The sequence below is a fragment of the Gemmatimonadota bacterium genome, from assembly GCA_041390105.1.
GTDB lineage: Bacteria > Gemmatimonadota > Gemmatimonadetes > Longimicrobiales > Gaopeijiaceae > JAGQIF01.
On sequence record JAWKQO010000002.1, the window covers coordinates 1 to 22,415 of the forward strand.

The window sequence follows — 22,415 nt, forward strand, 5'->3', positions numbered from 1 at the left end:
CGTGTGGACGGGAACAGCGCGTTCGGTCAGGACCTGGGGCTGCAGGCCTATCCGAAGGTGTCGGCGTCCTGGGTGGTGTCGGACGAGGACTTCTGGAACGACAGCTACGGACAGTTGAAGCTGCGCGCGGCCTGGGGCCAATCGGGTCGTGCGCCGGGCGCGTTCGACGCGGTGCGGACCTACGACCCGGTGGGTTGGGGTGGTGACCCGGCGTTCTTCACGCGCAACGTGGGGAACTCGGAGCTGGGCCCGGAGCGGACCGCCGAGTTGGAGTTCGGCTTCGACGCGTCCTTCTGGGACAACCGGCTCTCCATCGAGTACACCCACTACAACCAGCACACGACGGACGCGCTGTTCAACGTGCGGCAGGTGCCGTCGTTGGGCTTCCTGGGCTCGCAGCTGGAGAACGTGGGCGAGCTGAAGAACCGCGGTCACGAGCTTGGGTTCAACGTGGCGGCGATCCAGGGCGAGTCGTTCGGGTGGGACATCGGCGGCTCCGTCTACACGAACGACTCCGAGGTCGCCGTGCTGCCGTCCGAGGTGCCGAGCTTCTCGTTGGGTGGTTTCGGATGGGTGGTCGAGGGTCAGCCCATCCCGGTCATCCAGGCCCGCTGCGTCACCAACCGCGGGCAGGCGGCCGATCCCATCATCGATAACGAGTGCAACTTCGGGCCCAACCAGCCGACGCTGACGATCAACGGCAACACGTCGTTCAGCCTGCCGGCCGGCATGTCGCTGACCATGCGCGGCGAGTATCAAGGCGGCCACTACATCGCCAATGGCGCTGCCGGTGCGGCGATCAGCCGCTCGGTGCGTTGGCCCGGCTGCTTCGAGGCCTACCGGATCGACGAGACCCAGGGCCGCGCCGCGGTCCCGGCCGAGCTCAAGGCCCTCTGCTTCGGCGCCCCGTTCCGGGACGACTACACGATCGACAAGGCGGACTTCTTCAAGATCCGTGAGGTGACGTTGTCGATGCCGGTGCCGGAACGGCTGCTGGTGGCGGGCGCGAGCAGCGCCACGCTGACGTTCTCGGGCCGCAACCTCTGGCGTTGGGTGAACAGTGAGTGGGGCACGTTGGATCCGGAGATGGGCAACAACGGCGGGTTCGACGAGCAGGTACGCTCGCTGCTGGAGCACATCCCGGCGCCGGCCGTCTATACCATGTCCCTGCGTCTTTCCTTCTGAGAGGGCTGAAGAAATCATGACTTCGACGAAGAAGACGATGAAGGTGGGCCTGGGGCTGGCGGTCGTGGCCGCCAGCTGGGCCTGCAACTTCGATGTGACCAACCCCGGGCCCATCCAGCAGGAGTTCCTGGCCGATCCGGACGCGCAGCCCGCACTGGTGTCGGGAGCGGGTCGGGCGCTGTCGGATGGTCTGAACTGGATCTCCTATACCAGCGCAGCGGTGGCGCGTGAGATCCACCCGTCGGGCTCGACGGGGAGCTTCGGGATCACGCAGCGCTGGCAGAACGGGGAGCTGGCATCGGACGACCCGGACCTCGACACGCACTGGAACCTGGCGCAGCGTGCGCGCTGGCTGGGTGAAGAGGCGATCCGCATCATCGACGAGAACGGGGAGTCCGAGCCCGGTCTCAAGGCACAGGCCAACCTGTGGGTCGGGTATGCGAACCGGCTGCTGGGTGAGAACATGTGCCGGGCCACCATCGATGGCAGCGCCCCGCAGGCGAGCACCGTGTTCCTGGATCGCGCCGAAGCGGCGTTCACCGCGGCGGCTTCGGCCGGCAGCGGGGCCGTGGCCACGGCGGCCGTGGCCGGCCGTGCGTCGGTGCGGGCCCAGAAGGGCGACTGGGCCGGTGCGGTGGCGGACGCCGCGCAGGTGGCGGATGGGTTCTCGTACAAAATGCCCTACTACGCCGGGTTCGGGGACGACCAGCAGAACCGGATCTTCCGGGCCATGGCGGGGAACCCCTACCGGGCGCACTCGGAGTGGAATACCTGGGTGGAGGACTACGGACTGTCCGCCAAGAACCCGAACGGTGACCCACGCGTGCCGTATACCTATCAGCCCGGGCAGAAGGGCGATGCGGCCACGGAGTGCTGCGGCTCGACCGAGTTCTATCCGCAGCAGAAGTTCAAGGACGGGGCCGCGGCCATCGAGCTGTCGTCCGGTGCGGAGATGCGGTTGATCGAAGCCGAGAAGCTGCTGATGGATGGCAACTTCTCCGGCGCGATGGACAGGATCAACGCGCTGCGCACCGCGGCCGGCATGCCGGCCGAGACGGCCGCCTCGGTGGCGGAGGCCTGGGGCTTCCTCAAGCGCGAGCATGCCATCGAGATGTGGCTGGAGGGGCGGCGCCTGGCGGCGCTCCGCCGCTGGCACGACGCGGGCCTGACCGAGGCGGACCTCGATCCGCTCGAGCAGGTCTCGGGGCGGTCTCCTCCGGGTCGCACCTGCTGCAGCGCGACTACTGCTTCCCGATCTCGGTGTCGGAGCAGCAGACCAACACCAACGTGGGCGTGGGCGGCTGAGTCCAGCCTCCACCCGCTGGGTGTGAAAACGCCCGGGTCGGCTCAGGCCGGCCCGGGCGTTTTGCTGGTCGGGACGAATTAAGTGTCTCCATGACAACCACATAGAAGGCTTTCCCGATCCCGCGGGTTTGACAGGCCCGTCACACCGAGTCTACAGTGACCCGTTTCCCCCTGCCCCCGGGGGGGTCCCGGGGACAGGTGTGTCCGGAGTGAAAGCCGGCGTCCTGCCATCAGGGCATCGACCGCGCTTCGGGCGCCATCTTCGTACTTCTTGGACGAGGAGACGCCATGATCGTCCCCGTGTTCGCACAACGGGGGGCTCGGGCCGTGGCCCGGGGCCTCCTGGCGTTCGGGGTCGCTTCTTCCCTGATTCTCGGTGGAGCCGGCAGCGCGACTGCGCAGGCGACCGGAACGATCACGGGGCGAGTGACCGACGCCACGACCCAAGCGCCGATGGCCTCCACACAGGTATTCCTGGTGGGAACGGGCCTCGGCACACTGACGTCCGCCAACGGACGCTACATCATCCTGAACGTGCCCGCGGGCACGCACACGCTGCGCGTGGAGCGGATCGGCTTCACGACGATCGACCGCCAGGTGACGGTGGGCGCGGGCCAGTCCTTGACGGAGGACTTCGCGCTGGCGCTGGAGCCACTGGGGTTGGACGAGATCGTGGTGACGGGGACGGCGGGAGCCGCCCGTCGGCGCGAGGTCGGGAACTCGGTGGCGCAGGTGGACCTGACGGAGGTGAAGCAGCCGTCGCAGACGGTGGAGAACCTCCTGCAGGGCCGGATCACCGGCGCGACGGTGACGCCGAGCACCGGCAATATCGGCGGTGGTAGCGCGATCCGCCTGCGTGGGAATGTATCGGTGGCGATGTCGAACCAGCCGATCCTGTACGTGGACGGGGTGCGGGTGCGGAGCGACGGGTACGCGCGCAACGTACCGGCGGCGGGCTCGACGCTGCGGAGCAACAACGACATCGCGAGCCCGCTCAACGACATCTCGCCGAGCGACATCGAGCGGATCGAGGTGATCAAGGGTGCAGCAGCGACGACGCTGTACGGGACGGAAGCGGCAGCGGGCGTGATCCAGATCTTCACGAAGCGGGGCCACACGGGCCGCGCGCAGTGGACGGCGCAGATCGATCAGGGGTTTGCGCGGAACTGGGCGTTCGGGCCTGACCTGAGCAACGGGTTGCCGCCGAGCGAAGTGGGAGTGGACGGCAACGGGATGTTGGCGTCGGGTGCGACGCCGGAGTTCATGTACATCGACCCGTGGCTGAAGGGGAACCTTCCGAGCTGTGACCTGAGCACGTTGGAGCCGGGCCAGCCGTGCGACAGCGGGTTGTTCAGCGACTGGGGCGCGTGGCAGCAGCGGTATTCGTTGTCGGTGGCGGGCGGCAGCGAGTCGCTGCGCTACTTCGTGTCGGGGTCGTTCGACAACAACGAGGGCGTGCTGCCGCTGGACGAGCAGAACAAGTACGTGATCCGGGGGAACTTCACGTTCAACCCTGTGGAGGACCTGCAGCTGCAGTGGAACACGTCGTTCACGCGTGACGACCTGCAGAACACGCCGGCCGGCAACAACGCGCAGGGCCTGACCCTGAACGCGTTCCGCCGTGACCGCAACTATGCGCGCTCCGAGGTCTTCAGCGACATCGACGCCGTGGTGCGGAACGCGGACGGTAGTCCTGCTTTCGACATCACGACGGATCTGAAGCACCTGATCACGGGGATGACGGCGACGTACACGCCGCGGACGGGGTTCACGAACCGGTTGACGGTGGGCTACGACCTGGCGCAGCAGGACAACCGCAACCTGCGTCCGTTCGGGTTCCCGCTGCAGCCGGCGGGTGTGCTGAACGACGGGCGCTTCGAGTTCTCGAACCTGACGTTCGACTACGTCGGGTCATTGGACTTCCGCCTGAGCGAAGACGTGCGCTCCAGCTTCAGCTGGGGCGGTCAGAGCGTGACGACAGAACGGAACTCGACGCAGGCGTACGGGGAGAACTTCCCTGGCCCCGGTGAGCCGACGGTCGATGCCGGCGGCACGACGCTCGGATTCGAGAACCGGATCCGTGTGGTGAACGCAGGCTTCTTCGTGCAGAACCTGTTCGACTTCAAGAACCGCTACTTCCTGACGGCGGGTCTGAGGGTGGACGGGAACAGCGCGTTCGGTCAGGACCTGGGGCTGCAGGCCTATCCGAAGGTGTCGGCGTCCTGGGTGGTCTCAGACGAGGACTTCTGGAACGACAGCTACGGACAGCTGAAGCTGCGTGCGGCCTGGGGTCAGTCGGGTCGCGCGCCGGGCGCGTTCGACGCGGTGCGGACCTACGACCCGGTCGGTTGGGGTGGTGACCCCGCGTTCTTCACGCGCAACGTGGGCAACTCGGAGCTGGGCCCCGAGCGGACCGCCGAGTTGGAGTTCGGCTTCGACGCGTCGCTGTGGGACAGCCGGCTGTCGCTGGAATACACCTACTACAACCAGCATACGACGGACGCGCTGTTCAACGTGCGGCAGGTGCCGTCGTTGGGCTTCCTGGGCTCGCAGCTCGAGAACGTGGGCGAGCTGAAGAACCGCGGTCACGAGTTCGGGTTCAACGTGGCGGCGATCCAGGGCGAGTCGTTCGGGTGGGACATCGGCGGCTCCGTCTACACGAACGACTCCGAGGTCGCCGTGCTGCCATCCGAGGTGCCGAGCTTCTCGCTGGGTGGCTTCGGATGGGTGGTCGAGGGTCAGCCCATCCCGGTGATCCAGGCCCGCTGTATCGCCAATGCGGGCCAGGCGGCCGATCCGATCGTCGACGACGAGTGCAACTACGGGCCCAACCAGCCGACGCTGACGATCAACGGCAACACGTCGTTCAGCCTGCCGGCCGGCCTATCGTTGACCATGCGCGGCGAGTACCAGGGCGGGCACTACATCCAGAACAACGCGGCCGCGGCGGCGATCAGCCGTTCGGTGCGTTGGCCCGGTTGCTTCGAGGCCTACCGGATCGACGAGACCCAGGGCCGCGCCGCGGTCCCGGCCGAGCTCAAGGCGATGTGCTTCGGCGCACCGTTCCGCTCGGACTACACGATCCACAAGGCGGACTTCTTCAAGATCCGCGAGGTGACGCTGTCGATGCCGGTGCCGGAGCGGCTGTTGGTGGCGGGCGCGAGCAGCGCCACGCTGACGTTCTCGGGCCGCAACCTCTGGCGTTGGGTGAACAGTGAGTGGGGCACGTTGGATCCGGAGATGGGCAACAACGGCGGGTTCGACGAGCAGGTACGCTCGCTGCTGGAGCACATCCCGGCGCCGGCCGTCTATACCATGTCACTCCGTGTCTCCTTCTGAGAGGGCTGAGATCATGACTTCGATGAAGAAGACGATGAAGGTGGGCCTGGCGCTGGCGGTCGTGGCCGCCAGCTGGGCCTGCAACTTCGATGTGACCAACCCCGGTCCGGTGCAGCAGGAGTTCCTGGCCGATCCGGACGCACAGCCCGCGGTTGTGGCGGGAGCGGGTCGCGCCTTGGCGCACGGCCTGAACTGGATCTCCTATACCAGTGCAGCGGTGGCGCGTGAGATCCACCCGTCGGGTTCGACGGGGAGCTTCGGGATCTCACAGCAGTGGCAGAACGGGGAGCTGTCCTCGGACGACCCCGATTTGAACACGCACTGGAGCGAAGCGCAGCGTGCGCGCTGGTTGGCCGAGGAGGCGATCCGCATCATCGACGAGAACGGGGAAGCCGAGCCCGGGCTGCGGGCACAGGCCAACCTGTGGGTCGGGTATGCGAACCGGCTGCTGGGCGAGAACATGTGCCGGGCCACCATCGATGGCAGCGCCCCGCAGGCGAGCACCGTGTTCCTGGATCGCGCCGAAGCGGCGTTCACCGCGGCGGCTTCGGCCGGCAGCGGGGCCGTGGCCACGGCGGCCGTGGCGGGCCGTGCGTCGGTGCGGGCGCAAAAGGGCGACTGGGCCGGTGCGGTGGCGGACGCCGCGCAGGTGGCGGATGGGTTCTCGTACAAAATGCCCTACTACGCCGGGTTCGGGGACGACCAGCAGAACCGGATCTTCCGGGCCATGGCGGGGAACCCCTACCGGGCGCACTCGCAGTGGAGCACCTGGGTGGAGGACTACGGACTGTCCGCCAAGAACCCGAGCGGTGATCCGCGCGTGGCCTACACCTACCAGCCCGGGCAGAAGGGCGATGCGGCCACGGAGTGCTGCGGCTCGACCGAGTTCTATCCGCAGCAGAAGTTCAAGGACGGGGCCGCGGCCATCGAGCTGTCGTCCGGTGCGGAGATGCGGTTGATCGAAGCCGAGAAGCTGCTGATGGATGGCAACTTCTCCGGCGCGATGGACAGGATCAACGGACTGCGCACCGCGGCCGGCATGCCGGCTGAGACGGCGGGCTCGGTGGCGGAGGCCTGGGGCTTCCTCAAGCGCGAGAATGCCATCGAGATGTGGCTGGAGGGACGGCGCCTGGCGGCGCTCCGCCGCTGGCACGACGCGGGCCTGACCGAGGCGGACCTCGATCCGCTCGAGCAGGTCTCGGGAGACATCTCGTCCGGGTCGCACCTGCTGCAGCGTGACTACTGCTTCCCGATCTCGTTGGGGGAGCAGCAGACCAACACCAACGTGGGCGTGGGCGGCTGAGTCCAGCCTCCACCCGCTGGGTGTGAACACGCCCGGGTCGGCTCAGGCCGGCCCGGGCGTTTCTCTATTTGGATGGAGCGGGTGTCGTGGGGCGGAGCCCTACCAGGGGATCGGGATTCGCAGCGGGATCCGCATGTCCACCTCTCCACCGGGCGGGGGTGGTCCTTCGCCCGGTCCTCCGTGCAGTTGCGCGATGAACACGGCCAGACCCGTTCCCAGGATCAGCGCGACCACCGTGCCCGTGCGGGTTCGGTTGAGCTCCTTCAGCTCGACCTCCAGCACCTGGTTGGGCGTGAGGGACACGCGCTGATTGAGGGCTTCACCCCGTCGCTCGACGGAGGAAACCACAGGGACGTCCAACGTCAGCCCGGTTGCTCCGGTCTCGACCACTGTCCCGTCCAGCTCCCTGCGCTCGTTCCCGCCCAGCACCTCCGCCAGGCGCTCGGCCTCGGCGGCGGAGATGCGGGCCCGCACCTCGGCTCGAGGGGCCAGGTCCGTCAGTTCCACCGGGCGGTAGGTATAGCAGCCGGCGTACACGAGCGTGAGTGCCAGGGCCGTCCAGCGAACGGGGCGAGAGTGCATCGATCCTCCTGGGAGCATGTCCGGACTCGGACGGGTCGGAGCAGGGGGTTCTGGAACTGTGCCGTTGGTCCTTCAGACCGTGCTTTGAAAGACCCCGCGGCCGAGGGCCAGGATCCCCCCCACCAGCAGCGCCAGCGCAATGAGGCCCCCCACCAGATGAGGAACGAACGAACGCTCGGCGGGCGGACGGCGGCGCATCACCGAAGGGGGAAGCTGGGCCACGACGGCGGCCAAGGCCATCACCAGGAAATGGAGGAAGACCCCGGTATAGAACCGACCGCTGAAGAGGACGGCGAACCCCAACAGGACCTGCAGGTGGAGCGTTCCCGCAAAGGCGGTGGCCAGGATCCGCATGCCTTTGTCGTAGGGGCGACGCGTCAGGACGCCGAACAGAGCGTACACCACGCTAGCGACCCCAAGAGCAAGGGCCAGATACCGGATCCCGGAGTGTGCGGCAAAGAACATGGCTACACCTGGTAGGAAGCGGAGGCGAACGAAGCGGAGGTGACCGACGGACGGTGGAAGCTAGCGCCAGCCGCCCCCCGCCCTCCAGATCCGGGGCCATCCACGACGGGGGATCGGAGGCTCTTCATCGAGCTCGCGCAAAGCGGGCGGCCACGCGCGCCGCGGTCTCGGTATGGCCGATGGAATCGAGGTTGGCCAGGATGGCCACGGCGACCCGGTGCTCCGGGTCCATCAGCAGCACCGTGCTTCCTCCCATGGCGCCTCCTGTGTGGAAGACGTAGCGCCGGCCCTCGATCTCCCGTGTGAACCAGCCGATCCCGTATCCGGTGGATTCTCCGGCCGTGGTACGTTGGGGCCTGAACAGCAGGTCTACGGTCTCCGGTCTGAGAATGTCCCCGTCCATCAGTGCGGAGGCCAGCCGCACCAGGTCGGAGGCCGTGGAGAGATAGCCGCCGCCTGCCCACTTGACGCTGTTGTCCACGTAGGGCGCATTGACCAGTCGGCCGTCGTCGCCCCTGAGGTAGAAGCGTGCGCGGTGGAACAGGATCGAGTCCGGATGCTCCGCGACCGTGGAGCGCAGGTTGAGGGGCTCGATGATCTCTTCCCGCATGAAGTCCAGGAAGGGTCGGCCCGCGGTGCTCTGCACCACCGCGCTGATGAGGTTCCAACCGTACGTGGAGTAGCTGTAGCGTTCACCGGGTGGCGAGAGGAGCGGGTCGTCCTGGAAGACCGCGAGGGCCGCGACCACGTCGTCGTAGTGGACGGCGCTGGCGAATTCGTCGCCTCGATAGTGACGGATCCCGGCGAGGTGACCGCCCAACTGCCGGGTGGTGATGACCGCTCCCTTGTCCGGAAAGCTCGGGACGTAGCGTTGCACGGGCGCGTCCAGATCCAACTGACCACGCTCCACCAGGAGGCCGACCGCAATGGAGGTCATGGCCTTCGAGATCGAGGCCACCCTGAACTTGCTTTCGGGCCACGCAGGTACGCGGTTCTCCAGGTCCGCGAACCCGAAGCCCTCCTCCCACACCACCTCACCGTCCACGGCCACGGCTACGGACAGGCCCGGTGCTCCCGTGCTGTCGGCGTGCCGGGCCAGCCAGGGGCGGGCATCGGAAACGGCCCCGTTCCAACGCCCCGGCGCAGGGGCCCAGGCCACTTCCTGAGCGGTCAGGGAGGGCGTGCCCGGCGCGGCCACGAGCAGCAACAGGGAGAGCAGAGCGGCCGGCGCACGGGGGGTGCGCGGCCCGGTCGCTGGGTGCAGCGGATGTGTGTTCATGCCCGAAGGTGGCACGCGCAGCGAAGGGCGGAAAGCGGTGCAGGCGCTTGCCCGACCGAGCGCGTCGCGCTCAGCCCGGCAGAAAGAAGAACGCGATGCCGATCACCAGATAGACGGCGAGAAGCTGCAAGCCCTCCATCCAATGGGACTCACCGTCCTGCGAGATCTGCGCCATCACCAGCACCGAGATCGCCACCGCGACGACCTCGAAGGTGGTGAAGAGCAGGTCCATGGGCTGAGGACCGATGACGTAGCTCAGAAACACCAGGAGGGGTGCCACGAAGAGGGCCACCTGGATGGAGGAACCCACAGCAATGTTGATGGCCAGGTCCATCTTGTTCTTCATCGCCATCAGCACTGCGGTGGAGTGCTCGGCGGCATTCCCGACCAACGCGACCAGAATGACACCCACGAAGACCTCGCTCATGCCGAAGGCGTGCGCCGCCTCTTCGGTGGCTCCCACCAACAGCTCGCTCATGACGCCGACCAACGCCGCAGCGACCACGAGCACCACCACGGCCACCCACGCCGGCCACGGATGATGTGCGTGCTCGGGTCCGGGGGAGTCGCTTCGTCCCTCGGCCGGCTCCGGAGGTCCGCTCTGCGCTCGGATCCCCAGGTACAGGTGGGAGTGGGTCTTGAGCGTGAACAGCAAGCTGGCCACGTACGTCACCATCAGCACCACGGAGATGTCCAGACTCAGACCACGCTCCGAGGCCGCGAACCCTTCGCCCACCACGAGGTGGAAGACCGCCGGGATGACCAGTCCGACGGCACTGAGAAGCAAGAGCGTGGCGCCGTTGGCCGCGGCCGTGCGGTTGAACTGCTGGCGGGCTCGTTTGAACCCACCGAGGAAGGCGGCCAGCCCGAAGACCAGCAGGATGTTGCCGATGATCGAGCCGGTGATGGAGGCCTTCACCAGATCGTACAGACCAGCGCGCAAGGCGATGATTGCGATGATCAGCTCGGCGGCGTTGCCGAACGTCGCGTTGAGCAGCGCCCCCAGGCCGGCGCCCAACCGTTCCGCCAGATGCTCGGTGGCGCGACCCATCCAGCCGGCCAGTGGGACGATGGCCAGGGCGGAGGCGAGAAACACCCACGGTGCTGCCGCGTGTGCGCCGTGCTCCAGCCAGAGCCCGATCGGCACGAAGAGCAGCAACAGCGAAAGGCCGTATTCAGACAAGAAACGCCGCATGTGCCGCCGAGGTTGTAAGCCCGTCCGGCGCTCGTCGCCGGACAGGTCTCAGTGACTGCGCGAGTTGTAGCGCGAATCGCTAGCGCGCGCCAGGGAGACGAACGCGTTCAGCGGAGCCACTGGAAGGGAGTCGCTCGCCGGTCCACGTCGCCTCGCGCGGTCGGTTGGTGGGGCCTGCTACCGCAGCGCGTCCTCCAGCGCCACCGCCGCATCCGTGTCGGCGTCACGGTATTTCACGATCACCGGCACGTAGAGCTGCACGCCCTGCTCCCCGGCGAAGTCGCCGCGGGCGGGGCGGCTTCCTGGCACCACCACCGCTCCCTCCGGGATCCGCAGCGGAGCACTCTCGCTGGCCGCGATCACGCGCCCGTGCACGAGGTCGTAGACGCGCGTGGCCCGGGTCAGGATGGTCCCGGGTGCCAGCACGGCCCGCCGCTCCACGATCGCGCCTTCATAGACTCCACAGTTGCCGCCCACCAGCACGTCGTCCTCGATGATGACGGGCATGGCTCCGACGGGCTCCAGAACGCCACCGATCTGGGCCGCGGCCGACAGGTGCACACGCTTGCCGATCTGGGCGCAGGAGCCCACCAGGGCGTGCGAGTCCACCATGGTCCCCTCATCCACATAGGCGCCCACATTGATGTACATGGGGGGCATGCAGACCACCCCGGGGGCCACGTAGGCGCCAGTGCGCACGGAGGACCCGCCGGGTACGATGCGTACGCCGTCTCCGGCCGCGAGCGGCCGCACCGGATAGGTGTGCTTGTCGAAGAAAGGGAAGCCCGCCGCCGAGTAGTCGTGCATGCGGCCCAGCCGGAAGCCCAACAGGATGCCTTGCTTGACCCAGGTGTTCACGGTCCATCCGGCGGGCCCCGGTGAGGCCGAGCGCACTTCACCGCGGGTCAGCCGGTTGCGAAGCTCCGTGAAGATGTCTTCCGCGTCTTCCGGGAGATCCATGGTCGGCAGGGCCGCCAGTGCGCGGATGCGCTCGGCCAGCTGCTCGACGCTCCAGGTGGTCAGCGACGTCGCCGTCATGGGGCCACTCCGGACAGGAGCCCGACGCGCCTGAGCTCTGCCTCCAGCGCAGGTCGGTTCTTCTCCTCCAGCGGAACCAGAGGAAGGCGATAGCGGGCTTCGCAGAGCCCCAGCATGGACGCGGCGGCCTTCACCGGAATCGGGTTGGACTCCACGAAACACAGCGCCATCAGTCCCGACAGCTCGTGATGGAGGCGGCGGGCCTCGTCGTACTGGGCGGAGCGCACCGCGCCGACCAGACGGCTCATCCGATCCGGGTCCAGATTGGACACGACCGACACCACACCCAGGGCGCCCAGCGCCATCATGGGCAGCGTCATGGAGTCGTCTCCGGAAAGGACGGTGAAACCCTTGGGTGCGTCTTTTAGGATGCGACTCACCTGCTCGAGATCACCGGAGGCCTCCTTCACGGAGCGGATGTTGGCGTGCTCGGCGAGCTCCAGTGTCACCTCGGCCGGCATGTTGCGCGCGGTGCGCCCCGGCACGTTGTAGAGCATGAGAGGCGCGGGAGATGCGTCGGCCACCGCCCGAAAGTGCGCCAGCATCCCACGCGGTGTGGGCTTGTTGTAGTAGGGGACCACACTCAGCACCGCGTCCGGCTTCAATCGTTCCAGACGGCGTACGAACTCCACCACGTCCTGCGTGGCGTTGCCACCGGCGCCGGCCGTCACCGCTACCCGCCCCTCGGCCTCCTCGATGACGATCTCGATGACCCGGAGTTGTTCGGCACGGGTCAGAGTGGCGCCTTCGCCAGTGGTGCCGCAGGCCACGATCCCGCTCACTCCGCCGTCCACCTGCCTGCGGACCAGGGCGCGCAGCTCGGGCTCGTTGACGGTGCCGTCCGGTGAGAACGGCGTGATCAACGCGGTATGGGTCCCACGGAAGGCGTCAGGCATCGTCACTCTCTCCGAACAAGGCATCCTCGATCGAAAACACTCCGCTGCGTCCCTGGATCCACTCGGCGGCGAAGACGGCCCCCTGGGCGAAGCCCATGCGGCTCTTGGCTTCGTGCATGAGTGTGATGCGGTCCACCTCTCCGTCGAAGCCCACCTCGTGGAGTCCGAAGGCGTGGCCTGCCCGCACGCTGCTCACCTGGAGGGCATCCTCGGCGATGCGCCCCTCCGGGTTGCCCACCTGCAATCTCCGCTTGCGACCGAGCGTCTCCAGCAGACTCCTCGCCAAGGTCTCCGCGGTGCCGCTCGGCGCGTCGACCTTGAGTCGGTGGTGGTACTCCAGCACGTAGGGATCGTAGTCGGCGAAGCGGTCGAACAGCCGGCCCGCGTTCCGGACGATCCGAGCGAACAGGTTGGCCCCGATCGAGAAGTTGGAACCGTGGAGCAAAGCCCCGCCGGCCTTCTGTACGCGGGTACGCGCCTCTTCCAGGTGGTCCGACCAGCCGGTGGTGCCCACCACCAGGGGGACCTGCGCGGCCAGGGCGGCATCCAGGTTGGGGAGCACGGCGTCCGCCGTGGTGAAGTCGATCAGCACGTCGGGTGCCTCCGCGCGGAGGCGAGCCGTCAGGTCGGTCGGGGCGGTGGCCGCCCCCACGGCGCCATCCTCACCCTGGGGGTCCACGCGCAGCACCACCAAGTGCCCCCGGGCCTGGGCAGCCTGCTCCACCATGCGGCCCATGCGGCCGTATCCCAAGAGACCGATCTTCATTCCGTTCCCTCTCCGGGGTGCGTGGGTCGGGAGTCGCCACCTTCGAGGAACGCCCGATGGAGCGCGCGCACCGATCGCTCCGCATCCGCCTCGTCCACCACGACGGAGAGGCTCAAGGGCGAGCTGCCTTGCGCGATCATGTGGATGCGCATCCCGCCGAGTGCCGCCAACGCGCGCGGCGCGATGTCGGGTGCGTTCTCAAGCCCGGCACCCGCGACCGAAACCAGCGCGCAGCGATCCTCGCGCTCCAGGCGTGCGCCCTCCTCGAGCTCAGCCAGCGCTCGGGGATTCAGCGTGGCTGTGGTCAGCGCCAGCGCCACGCTGCGTTCGCTCAAGGTAGCCAACTCCAGGGAGGCGTCGTTCCGGGCCAGCACGTCCAGCACCCAGCGGGCGAAACCGTCGTGCGTGAAGGTGCCGTGCGCGGGGCGCACGCGCAGGCTGGTGATTCCGCGGAGTAGCGCCACCGAGCGCACGGCGTCCGCGCCGGCGGGCGACTCGTCTTCGCTCAAGAGTGTGTTGCCTGAATCCGGCGCGCGCGAGTTGAGGATGCGGACGGGAATGCCGCGGTCGGAGGCGGGTCGTACGGCGTCGGGATGGATGACGCGCGCGCCCAGGTGCGCCAACTCCTCAGCCTCCGCGAAGGAGAGGGCGGGTAGCGTCCGGGCCTCCGGAACCACCCGGTTGTCGGCCGTGAGCATTCCGGAGACATCGGTCCAGATCTGCACCTCCTCCGCCCCCAGCATCGCGCCCACCAACGTGGCCGTGAAGTCGGAGGCCTCGAACCCCATGGTCGTGGGAACCCCCTCGGCAGTGGCCCCGATGTACCCCTGCAGCACCGGAACGCGACCGCTGGCGAGCACGGGAGCCACCGTGTGCAGCGTGCGGCGTCGCATCTCGCCCAGGTCGGGGCGGGCGCGCCCGAAACGGGAATCCGTGATCACGATCTCGAAGGCGTTGAGCAGCACGGCGTCCACGCCGTGCGCGCGCAGAGCCTCGCACAGCAGATGGGAGGACATGCGCTCGCCGAACGTAGCCAGGTGGTCCCGGGTGCGGGGCGTGCACTCGCGCAGCACGTCCACGCCCCCCAGCAGCCGGAGGATCTCGGTTTCGAACGCGTCGATGCGCGCCAGGATCAGTGCCTCCTCGGGACCCACCTTCAGGTCGGTCACCACCGCGCGGTGTCGATCCATCAACGCGGCCACCTCGGCGCGGGCTTCATGGATCTCCCCGCGCGCCGCGGTCTCGCCCACCGCGACCAGCGTGGCCGTGGCCCTGGCGATGGCCGAGACCACCACTAGAGGCTGGCGGGCGGTAGCACCGCGCACGATGTCGACCACGCGCAGGGTGGCGGCGGCGTCCTGGACGGACGTGCCGCCGAACTTCAGGACGATCACGGGCGTGCGCCGAGCAGGCCGCGAGCCGTCATCAGCTCCGCGTTGAGCACGGAGCCGGGCCCGGCTCCGCGGATCGTGTTGTGACCGAGGGCGACCATCTTGTAGTGGAGCACCGGACAGGGGCGCAGGCGCCCGATCACGGTGGCCATGGAGCGCTCGGTAGCGAGGTCCAGCATGGGCTGGGGTCTGTCCCGCTCGTCGAGCAGGACCAGGGGCCGCTCCGGTGCCGATGGCAAGCGCAGCTCCTGGGGGAGCGCGCGGAACTCGCGCAACGCCGCCCGCACCTCGTCGATGCCGGGGTCGGCCGCGAGCTCGAAAGAGACGGCTTCGGTGTGGCCGTCCAGAACGGGTACGCGGTGCGTCTGGGCCGACACGCGCATCGGCGCTGGCTCGACAGTGCCGTCCACCAATCGTCCCAGCATCTTCTGCGTCTCCGACTCGAGCTTCTCCTCCTCGCCGCCGATGAAGGGGATCACATTGCCGAGGATCTCCATCGAGGAGACCCCCTTGTACCCGGCGCCCGATACCGCTTGCAGCGTCGCCACCATGACCTTGGTCACTCCGAAGCGCTGGTGCAGAGGGGCCAGGGCCATGGTCAGGAAGGTGGCCGAACAGTTGGCGTTGGTGACGATGCATCCGTGGCCCGGAAAGCCGCGGGCCCGCCGCTGGGCGGGAAGCAGCTCCAGATGATCCGCGTTCACCTCGGTGATGACCAGCGGAACGTCGGGGGCCATGCGGTAGCTGCGCGCGTTGGAGAAGACCGCCACCCCCGCCTGGGCCCAGGCCGGCTCCACCGTGTCGGCGACGGCGGCATCCAGCGCCGAGAACGCCAGATCGATCGACGGATCGGGAGTCATGTCGGCGACCTCGAGTCGGGCCACCGCTTCCGGTAGCGGGCTGGGCAAGCGCCAATCGCACGCCTCCCGGTAGCTGCGCCCAGCGGAGCGCTCCGAGGCGCACACGCGAACGACCTCGAACCAGGCGTGCCCCGCCAGATGCTCGATGAGGCGCTGCCCGACGTTGCCGGTCGCGCCCAGGATGGCCACCCGCTTCTTGGGGGAGGTCATGATGCCAGCAGCCTTTCCGCCAGTCGGACGTAGATGTCGACGGCGTCCAGTAGATCGCGCTTGGCGATCCGCTCACCGTCGGTGTGTGCAACGTGAATCGATCCAGGACCGATCAACAGCGGTCGGCCCCAGCGGTCGAGATAGAACAGGTCGCTTCCGAATGCGACCGGCTCGCTCGGGAATCCCTCGACCGTATGACAACGTACCGCGTCGCTCCGGGAAACGATCCGGGTCTGGACGGCTGGATCGTCGCCCAAGGCCTCGTGCAGACGGTCCAACGCATCCGACGCGGACCCGACGAGTCGGATGGCGACGGTGGCGCGGGCCGAGGGTGCGACCACGTTCATCGCCACGCCGCCCTGTATGGTGCCCACGTTCAGGGTGGCCTCTCCCAAGACCGGGTCGGAGCCCCAGTCCAGAGTTCGCAGGCGATCCAGCAGGTCGAGCAGGCGGTGGATGGCGGAGTCTCCAAGATGGGGGTACGCCGAATGGGCGGCCCGTCCCTGCACCGTGATCTCCAGTGCCAGCACACCCTTGTGTCCGCTCGCCAGCGTTCCCTGGGTGGGCTCTCCCACCACGACGTAGGCGACCTCGTTGTCCAGCGTGTTGGCGACCCGCGCCCCCTGGCTGTCCGTCTCCTCCCCGACCAGGAACAGGAGGCCCACGTCTGTATGCCCCCGCTCGTGCAGTCGCTGCGCAGCCACCACCATGGCGGCCAGGATGCCCTTGGCGTCGCACGCGCCTCGGCCGTGGATCCAGGTGTCGTCCTCGGAACTCGGGATGTAGGGGGCCACCGTGTCCATATGGGTACAGAAGACCACCCGCGTCTGCGGTTCCAGCACGTAGACGTTGCGCCTGTGATCGTCGACGCTCTGAAAGCGAGGATGGAACCGCCGCGCCGACAGCTCGGCCGCGATCAGGCTTCCTACGGCTTCCTCGTCGCCGGTCACGGAGGGAGTGTCGATGAGGCGCCGTGTCAGATCGAACAGTGCGCGTTCGCTCATGGTGCTTGGCCGCCGTCGGGCAGGGGGAGGGGTTGCTGGTTGGGGTCCGGGGCAGGGCTGCTCAGCGCGCGCTCGACGGCCGCCAGCACCTCCGGATCCATGTCCTCGGCACCCAGCATCCAGTGCAGGTAGTCGGTCTCCTGCGCCGCGACGTCGCGGAGCCGCTTGCCGCGGTGCTTTCCACGCTTGAAGACCAACAGGTTCTCCTCGTCCCGCTCGAACCAGCGGTCGAACTCCGTCTCGAAGGGGGAGATCTCGTCGCAGTAGCGGTGGAGCCCGGCCAGGTCGCGCGGGAGGTGTCGGTAGCGCTGCAGCTGCGCGGCGAACACTTCGGCGGAGGTACGAATGTCCGCCAGGGCCGTGTGCGCGTCCGTGGGCGTGCGGTCCAGGTAGAACTGAGCGGCGGCCGTGAGGTCGCGGGGCTCTTCTTTGTGGAAGATCAGCTGCACGTCGATCAGGCGACGGCCGCGCACGTCGAAGACCACGCCGGCTCGGCGGAACTCGTTGATCAGCATCGGCAGGTCGAAGCGCCGGATGTTGAACCCGGCCAGGTCACAGGGCTCGAGCAGGTCGGCCAGGCTACGGGCCCGCGCCCGAAAGGGCGCTTCATCCGCCACATCGGCGTCGGTGATGCCGTGCACCCGGCTCGCTTCCGGCGGGATCGGCATCTCCGGGTTGAAGCGGCGCTCCCGTTCCTCGATCCACCCCTCCGGATGGATGATGAGCACCGCCAACTCCACGATCCGATCGTTCTTGAGCGAAAGTCCCGTGGTCTCCAGGTCCAGGAAGGCGACGGGACGATCGAGGCCCGCCCCCAGCGCTTCGTGCAGCGCGTGCGCGCTCATCGGAGCGGGCCTGTCGGCGGCCGGATCAGAGGTGGGATGGAGACCAGTGCCCAGACGCCTTCCAGGATGATGAAGCCCCAGCGGTTGTCGACGATTGCGACCCATCCGAGCAGGAGGGCGCCGATCAGGTTGACGAGGCTGTAGGCCCGGTGCCGGGGACCGAGCCAGCCGCGCTGGTTGGCCACGTACGCGGACAGGATCAGGAGCGCTCCCACGAGGGAGACGATCTGCATCTGCATGGCGGGTCGATCGTTGGGAGCTCGAAGTCCGGCGGTCGGGTCGGGGCGGCGCCACGCCCGGCGCAAAAGTAACTGCCCCGTGTGAGCGGTGCACCCGTCGCCTTGCCCACCCGTTCGGGCCATCTCTACGTTGGCGCTCTGCAAGCAGAACAGGGATGTCCCCCTCCGGAATCATGGCTCCGGGCGTTCCTCGGAAGGACGAACATGCAACAGCTGATCACCGAGCTCTGGGCGTGGTTCCTGGGCTCTGCCGTGGTAGGTGCAGCAGTCGCGTGGCTGCTCACGCACTGGGGAGCGTCGCGCCGACTGCGTGACAACGAGGACGGCTGGCGCCGCCGCGTGCGGGCCATCGAAGAGGGCTGGCTGGCCAAGCTGGAGAACGTGCACCGCGGTCACCAGACGGAGCTGGACGAGCGCGAGGGCCGCATCAACCACCTGAGCACGGATCTGGAAGCGCAACGCGGCCGGGTCACCGCGCTCAAGGACGACCTCGACGCGGAGGCGCGACTGCTGGCGGAGCGCGACGGCGAGATCGCCCACCTCAAGCAGAAGCTGGCGCAACTCGACGACCGCCTCGCGGATGCCCTGGAGCGCTCCGACCAGTACGAAGTGGAGTTGCGCGCCATCCGGGTGGAAGCCGAGGCGGCGGCGCGTGACCGGAACGACCTCGCCACCAAGCTCTCCCAGCGCGGGACCCGCCTCCAGGAGCTGGAGAGCACCCTGTCGCATCGCGAGGAGCGCATCCAGGCCCTGGAGCCCCTGGTCGACCGCCTACGCGAGCGGGAGGACCAGATCGCGCTCGTGCAGAAGGAACACGCTGTCGAGACCGGGCGCCTCGGCGAAGAGGGGGCTCGGCTGCGAGCCCGCGTCGCAGAGATCCCCGGGCTGGAGCAGCAGCTTCGCGAGCGCTACGCCGAGCTGGAAGCCCTGAGGGGCAAGGTGGCTCGCCTGGAGCCCCTCACCGTCGACCTGGAAGCCGCCCACGCCGAGAACGCGCGCCTGCTACAGACGGCGGAGCTCTCCGATCGTGACCTGGCCGCCCTGCGCGAGAAGGTGGTCGCCCTCGACGCGAGGCTTGGCGAGGAGCGGGAGCGCTCGGCCGCCCTCGAGGGGCGCAGCGCCGACCTTGCCATCCGGGTCACCGAGTTGGAGGCGAGCGCCGAGGCGCTGGCTGCCTGTCGCGCCGAACGGGACGCACTGGGAGCACGCCTGCGGGAGGCCACGGACGCGCGTGGACGCATCTCGGCGGAGCACTCCGCCGAGATCGCCGGGCTTCGGGCCCGGATCGCACAGTTGGAGCGACGGCCCCTTCCCACGCCGGACGATCTCAAGCGCATCAAGGGCGTCGGCCCGGCCCTGGAGAAGCTCCTGCACTCGCTGGGGATCCGCAGCTATCGCGACATGGCCGTCTGGAGCGAGGCCGACATCGAGCGGATCGATGGCCAGCTGGGAGAGTTCCACGGACGCATCCGGCGCGAGGGCTGGGTGGGTCAGGCCGCCACGCTGCAGCGGGAGAAGTACGGCGAGGACTGATCCGGGGCCGCACGCTCCGGTGGGAGCGTGCGGCACGCTTCGTCAACGTCCTTCGAGCGTCACCAGAGCGTCGTGCACGAGGCGCGCCTGCTCGGCGTTGTGGTCCTGTGCCTTTCCTTCCGCGGGAGACGCGCGTTCCGGGCGCGATACGTGGCGCAGCGGAATCGTGCGGGGGATGACCACCCGCAGTCGCGGTCCGACGAAGGACAGCGCTCCCATGTTCCGGGGCTCCTCCTGAGCCCAGACCACCTCATCGAGCGCAGGGTAGCGGCGCACCAGGTCCTCCAGCTCCTCTCCGGGGAAGGGATAGAGCTGTTCCACCCGGGCAATCGCCACATCACTGGCCTGGGAGCGTAGCTCGCTTTCCGACAGGTCGTAATAGAACTTGCCGCTACACAGCACCAGGCGTCGGACCCGCTCGCGGTGGTGTTGCTGCACCGGGTCGTCCAGGAGCGGCTGGAAGCGACCCTCGGACAACTCGGCGGCGGGAGAGGCGGCTGCGGGAAGCCGCAGCAAGCTCTTGGGCGTCATCACCACCAAGGGATGCTCCGGCAGCGTGTGCGCTTGTCTGCGGAGCAAGTGGAAGTGTTGCGCCGGTGTGGTGGGGTAGGCGACGCGGATGTTCTCCTCGGCGCACAGCTGCAGAAACCGCTCGAGGCGTGCACTGGAGTGCTCGGGTCCCTGCCCCTCATGCCCGTGCGGCAGCAGCAGCACCAGCCGGGAGTGCTGGTCCCACTTGGTGGCCCCCGAGCTGATGAACTGGTCCAGGATCACCTGGGCCACGTTGACGAAGTCGCCGAACTGGGCCTCCCACAACACGAGATCCCTGTCCGCGGCCACGCTGTACCCGTACTCGAATCCGAGCACGGCGGTCTCGGTCAGCGGAGAATTGTACACCTCGAAGCGTGCACCCCCCATCTCTTGCAGGGGTACCCACTCGGACCCGGTCTTGGCGTCGTGGAGAACCAGATGCCGCTGAGAGAAGGTGCCCCGCTCCGCGTCCTGGCCGGAGAACCGCACGGGGATCCCCTCGGCGAGCAGCGAGGCGAAGGCCAGGGTCTCGGCATGGGCCCAGTCGAGGCGTGCCTCCGGACCGAAGCCCTCCACCCGACGCTCGAGCTGCTTGACCAGCTTCGGATGGACGGTGAAGTCGTCCGACCAGCTGAATGCTTTCCGATTCAGTTCGGCCAACTCTGCCCAGGGGAGCACGGGTACGTCGCTACGTGGTGCTTCGTCGCCCGGCTCCGGCGGCGGAGGTGCACTGTCGTCGGCTTTGAGCACCTCCTGCACGGCGCGCAAGCGGGCCGTGTAGTCGTCCTTCATCTGCTCGGACTGCGCCTCGCTGACGACACCTTCGTCGATGAGTCGCTGGGCCCACAGCGCCCGTACGGTGGGATGCGAACGGATGATCTCGTACTGGCGCGGCTGCGTATAGGCTGGTTCGTCGCCCTCGTTGTGGCCGTGCCGACGGTAGCCGATCAGGTCGATCAGGATGTCGTCATGGAACTGCGCGCGGTACGCCATCGAAAGCCGGATGGCGCCCAGGCAGGCCTCGGGGTCGTCTGCGTTGACGTGGAGGACCGGGATGTCGTAGCCCTTGGCCAGGTCGGACGAGTAGCGGGTGGACCGCCCTTCCTGGGGCTCCGTGGTGAACCCGATCTGGTTGTTGACGATGATGTGGATCGTGCCCCCGGTCCGGTAGCCGGCCAACCGTGCCAGGTTGAGCGTCTCCGCCACCACGCCTTCCGCGGCGAAGGCTGCGTCACCGTGGATCACGATGGGAATCACCGAGCGCACGTTCTGGTCACCGAACTCGAGCTGTTCGGCGCGAGCCATTCCCTCCACCACCGGATTGACGAACTCCAGGTGGCTGGGATTGGGGGCCAGGCGCACCGCCACGTCGCTCCCGTCTTCGAGGAGGTAGGTGCCGGAAGCGCCGTGGTGATACTTCACGTCACCGGTGCCGGCTTCCACGGCGCCGAGCGCTTTGCGCGGGGCGCCCTCGAACGAGGCCAGCATGCTCTCGTAGGGCACACCGACGATGTGTGTCAGCACGTTGAGCCGGCCGCGGTGGGCCATGCCCAGCACGACCTGCTCCGCACCATCCCGGGCGCCTTCGCGAATCGCCTCGTCCAGCATGGGGACCAACATGTCCGTGCCTTCGAGCGAAAAGCGCTTCTGGCCGAGATAGGTGCGATGGAGGAACTGCTCGAAGCCCTCCGTCTCCGTGAGTCGCTGCAGCAGCCCGATCTTCTCCCGCTCCGTCAACGACTGCGTGTACTGGCGCGTCTCCACCGCATCCCACAGCCACTGTGCTCGCACGGGGTCCTCGAGATGCTCGAACTGGAAACCCATCGAGCCGCAGTACACCTGTTGCAGCAGCCGCAGCTCGCTGGCCAGCGAGCCCTCGGCGTCGGGGCCCAGGACCACCGACGACGGGATGCGCTCCAACTCCTCCATGGAGGTCCCGAAGAACTCGGGATCGAGCTGGGGATGGCCGGGAGGCTCGCTTCCGAGGGGGTCCAACAGTGCGAGCTGATGTCCGTGGTCGCGGAAGGCCTGCACGAACGACGTCCCCCGCGCCACGACCCGCAGGAGGTGCTCGTCCAGGGTCGGGGTCGCGACGGGGGCTGCGGCCGCGGCGCCGGCTGTGCGGGGGGGCGGCGCCTCGGCCACGGCCGCGGCCGCGGCGGGGGCCGGAGCCGGTACGCTCGGCGCCACGGCGGGTGGAGCGGGCGGAGCTACCGGAGGGGCATAGCGGCCATTCCCGCCCAGCGCCTCGGGCTTCAGCAGCCCGGCTTCCTGCGTGAGCGCGGCCTCCTTGAAGATGCGTCGCCAGGCTTCCGGCACCGAATCCGGGTTCTTGGCGTACCGTTCGTACAGGTCCTGGGCGTAGGCGGCGTTCGAGGCGTCGAAGAGGATGTCGTTCATCGTCCGGGGTTCGTCCGGTCCGCTGGAGAAAGGCAGAGCCGAGTGCAGT

General features: G+C 68.2%; 18 protein-coding genes. 5 read left to right on the plus strand and 13 right to left on the minus strand.

Annotated elements, in window-relative coordinates; translation table 11 throughout:
* The 4 genes from R3E10_09425 to R3E10_09440 all read left to right on the plus strand — a co-directional run.
* Window positions 1–1,185, plus strand: a 1,185-nt coding sequence (locus R3E10_09425; GenBank protein MEZ4415966.1) for a TonB-dependent receptor, incomplete at its 5' end; no start/stop codon positions are given.
* A gap of 16 nt (window positions 1,186–1,201) precedes the next feature.
* Window positions 1,202–2,572, plus strand: a complete 1,371-nt coding sequence (locus R3E10_09430; protein MEZ4415967.1) for a RagB/SusD family nutrient uptake outer membrane protein — start codon at window positions 1,202–1,204, stop codon at window positions 2,570–2,572.
* Window positions 2,573–2,778: 206 nt separating this feature from the next.
* Window positions 2,779–5,829, plus strand: coding sequence for a SusC/RagA family TonB-linked outer membrane protein (locus R3E10_09435; protein ID MEZ4415968.1), 3,051 nt, complete (start codon window positions 2,779–2,781; stop codon window positions 5,827–5,829).
* A 22-nt stretch (window positions 5,830–5,851) separates the two neighbouring features.
* Complete coding sequence (locus R3E10_09440; protein MEZ4415969.1) at window positions 5,852–7,132, plus strand: RagB/SusD family nutrient uptake outer membrane protein; 1,281 nt, start codon at window positions 5,852–5,854, stop codon at window positions 7,130–7,132.
* A 99-nt stretch (window positions 7,133–7,231) separates the two neighbouring features.
* Here R3E10_09440 and R3E10_09445 read toward each other — a convergent pair whose 3' ends face one another.
* The 12 genes from R3E10_09445 to R3E10_09500 all read right to left on the minus strand — a co-directional run bounded on the left by R3E10_09445 (window position 7,232) and on the right by R3E10_09500 (window position 17,902).
* Window positions 7,232–7,714, minus strand: coding sequence for a hypothetical protein (locus R3E10_09445; GenBank protein MEZ4415970.1), 483 nt, complete (start codon window positions 7,712–7,714; stop codon window positions 7,232–7,234).
* 72 nt (window positions 7,715–7,786) lie between these two features.
* Window positions 7,787–8,179 carry a hypothetical protein gene (locus R3E10_09450; protein ID MEZ4415971.1) on the minus strand — a complete coding sequence of 131 codons (393 nt, stop codon included), beginning with the start codon at window positions 8,177–8,179 and terminating at the stop codon, window positions 7,787–7,789.
* A gap of 124 nt (window positions 8,180–8,303) precedes the next feature.
* Window positions 8,304–9,458: a serine hydrolase domain-containing protein gene (locus R3E10_09455; GenBank protein MEZ4415972.1), complete on the minus strand. Its 1,155-nt coding sequence runs from the start codon at window positions 9,456–9,458 to the stop codon at window positions 8,304–8,306.
* 70 nt (window positions 9,459–9,528) lie between these two features.
* The gene (gene cax / locus R3E10_09460) at window positions 9,529–10,653 is read right to left on the minus strand and encodes a calcium/proton exchanger (GenBank protein MEZ4415973.1); all 1,125 of its coding nucleotides are present in this window, start codon (window positions 10,651–10,653) and stop codon (window positions 9,529–9,531) included.
* Between the two features lie 177 nt (window positions 10,654–10,830).
* Window positions 10,831–11,613 carry a 2,3,4,5-tetrahydropyridine-2,6-dicarboxylate N-succinyltransferase gene (locus R3E10_09465; protein ID MEZ4415974.1) on the minus strand — a complete coding sequence of 261 codons (783 nt, stop codon included), beginning with the start codon at window positions 11,611–11,613 and terminating at the stop codon, window positions 10,831–10,833.
* A 74-nt stretch (window positions 11,614–11,687) separates the two neighbouring features.
* On the minus strand, window positions 11,688–12,587 hold the full coding sequence (gene dapA / locus R3E10_09470; GenBank protein MEZ4415975.1) for a 4-hydroxy-tetrahydrodipicolinate synthase: 900 nt from the start codon (window positions 12,585–12,587) through the stop codon (window positions 11,688–11,690).
* On the minus strand, window positions 12,580–13,353 hold the full coding sequence (gene dapB, locus R3E10_09475) for a 4-hydroxy-tetrahydrodipicolinate reductase (protein MEZ4415976.1): 774 nt from the start codon (window positions 13,351–13,353) through the stop codon (window positions 12,580–12,582). Before dapB ends, dapA begins: the two co-directional genes overlap by 8 nt.
* On the minus strand, window positions 13,350–14,747 hold the full coding sequence (locus R3E10_09480) for an aspartate kinase (GenBank protein MEZ4415977.1): 1,398 nt from the start codon (window positions 14,745–14,747) through the stop codon (window positions 13,350–13,352). The genes dapB and R3E10_09480 overlap by 4 nt, the downstream gene beginning before the upstream one ends.
* The gene (asd, locus tag R3E10_09485) at window positions 14,744–15,814 is read right to left on the minus strand and encodes an aspartate-semialdehyde dehydrogenase (protein MEZ4415978.1); all 1,071 of its coding nucleotides are present in this window, start codon (window positions 15,812–15,814) and stop codon (window positions 14,744–14,746) included. The genes R3E10_09480 and asd overlap by 4 nt, the downstream gene beginning before the upstream one ends.
* A complete protein-coding gene (locus R3E10_09490; protein MEZ4415979.1) occupies window positions 15,811–16,818 on the minus strand; it encodes a M20/M25/M40 family metallo-hydrolase in 1,008 nt (335 codons plus the stop codon). Before R3E10_09490 ends, asd begins: the two co-directional genes overlap by 4 nt.
* Window positions 16,815–17,663 carry an exonuclease domain-containing protein gene (locus R3E10_09495; protein MEZ4415980.1) on the minus strand — a complete coding sequence of 283 codons (849 nt, stop codon included), beginning with the start codon at window positions 17,661–17,663 and terminating at the stop codon, window positions 16,815–16,817. The genes R3E10_09490 and R3E10_09495 overlap by 4 nt, the downstream gene beginning before the upstream one ends.
* Window positions 17,660–17,902 carry a hypothetical protein gene (locus R3E10_09500; protein MEZ4415981.1) on the minus strand — a complete coding sequence of 81 codons (243 nt, stop codon included), beginning with the start codon at window positions 17,900–17,902 and terminating at the stop codon, window positions 17,660–17,662. Before R3E10_09500 ends, R3E10_09495 begins: the two co-directional genes overlap by 4 nt.
* Window positions 17,903–18,106: 204 nt before the next feature.
* Between R3E10_09500 and R3E10_09505 the strand changes: the two genes are divergently transcribed.
* A complete protein-coding gene (locus tag R3E10_09505) occupies window positions 18,107–19,435 on the plus strand; it encodes a hypothetical protein (protein ID MEZ4415982.1) in 1,329 nt (442 codons plus the stop codon).
* Window positions 19,436–19,477: 42 nt separating this feature from the next.
* Here the strand turns inward: R3E10_09505 and R3E10_09510 are convergent, their stop codons facing one another.
* On the minus strand, window positions 19,478–22,366 hold the full coding sequence (locus R3E10_09510; GenBank protein ID MEZ4415983.1) for a 2-oxoglutarate dehydrogenase E1 component: 2,889 nt from the start codon (window positions 22,364–22,366) through the stop codon (window positions 19,478–19,480).
* Window positions 22,367–22,415: the final 49 nt, after the last annotated feature.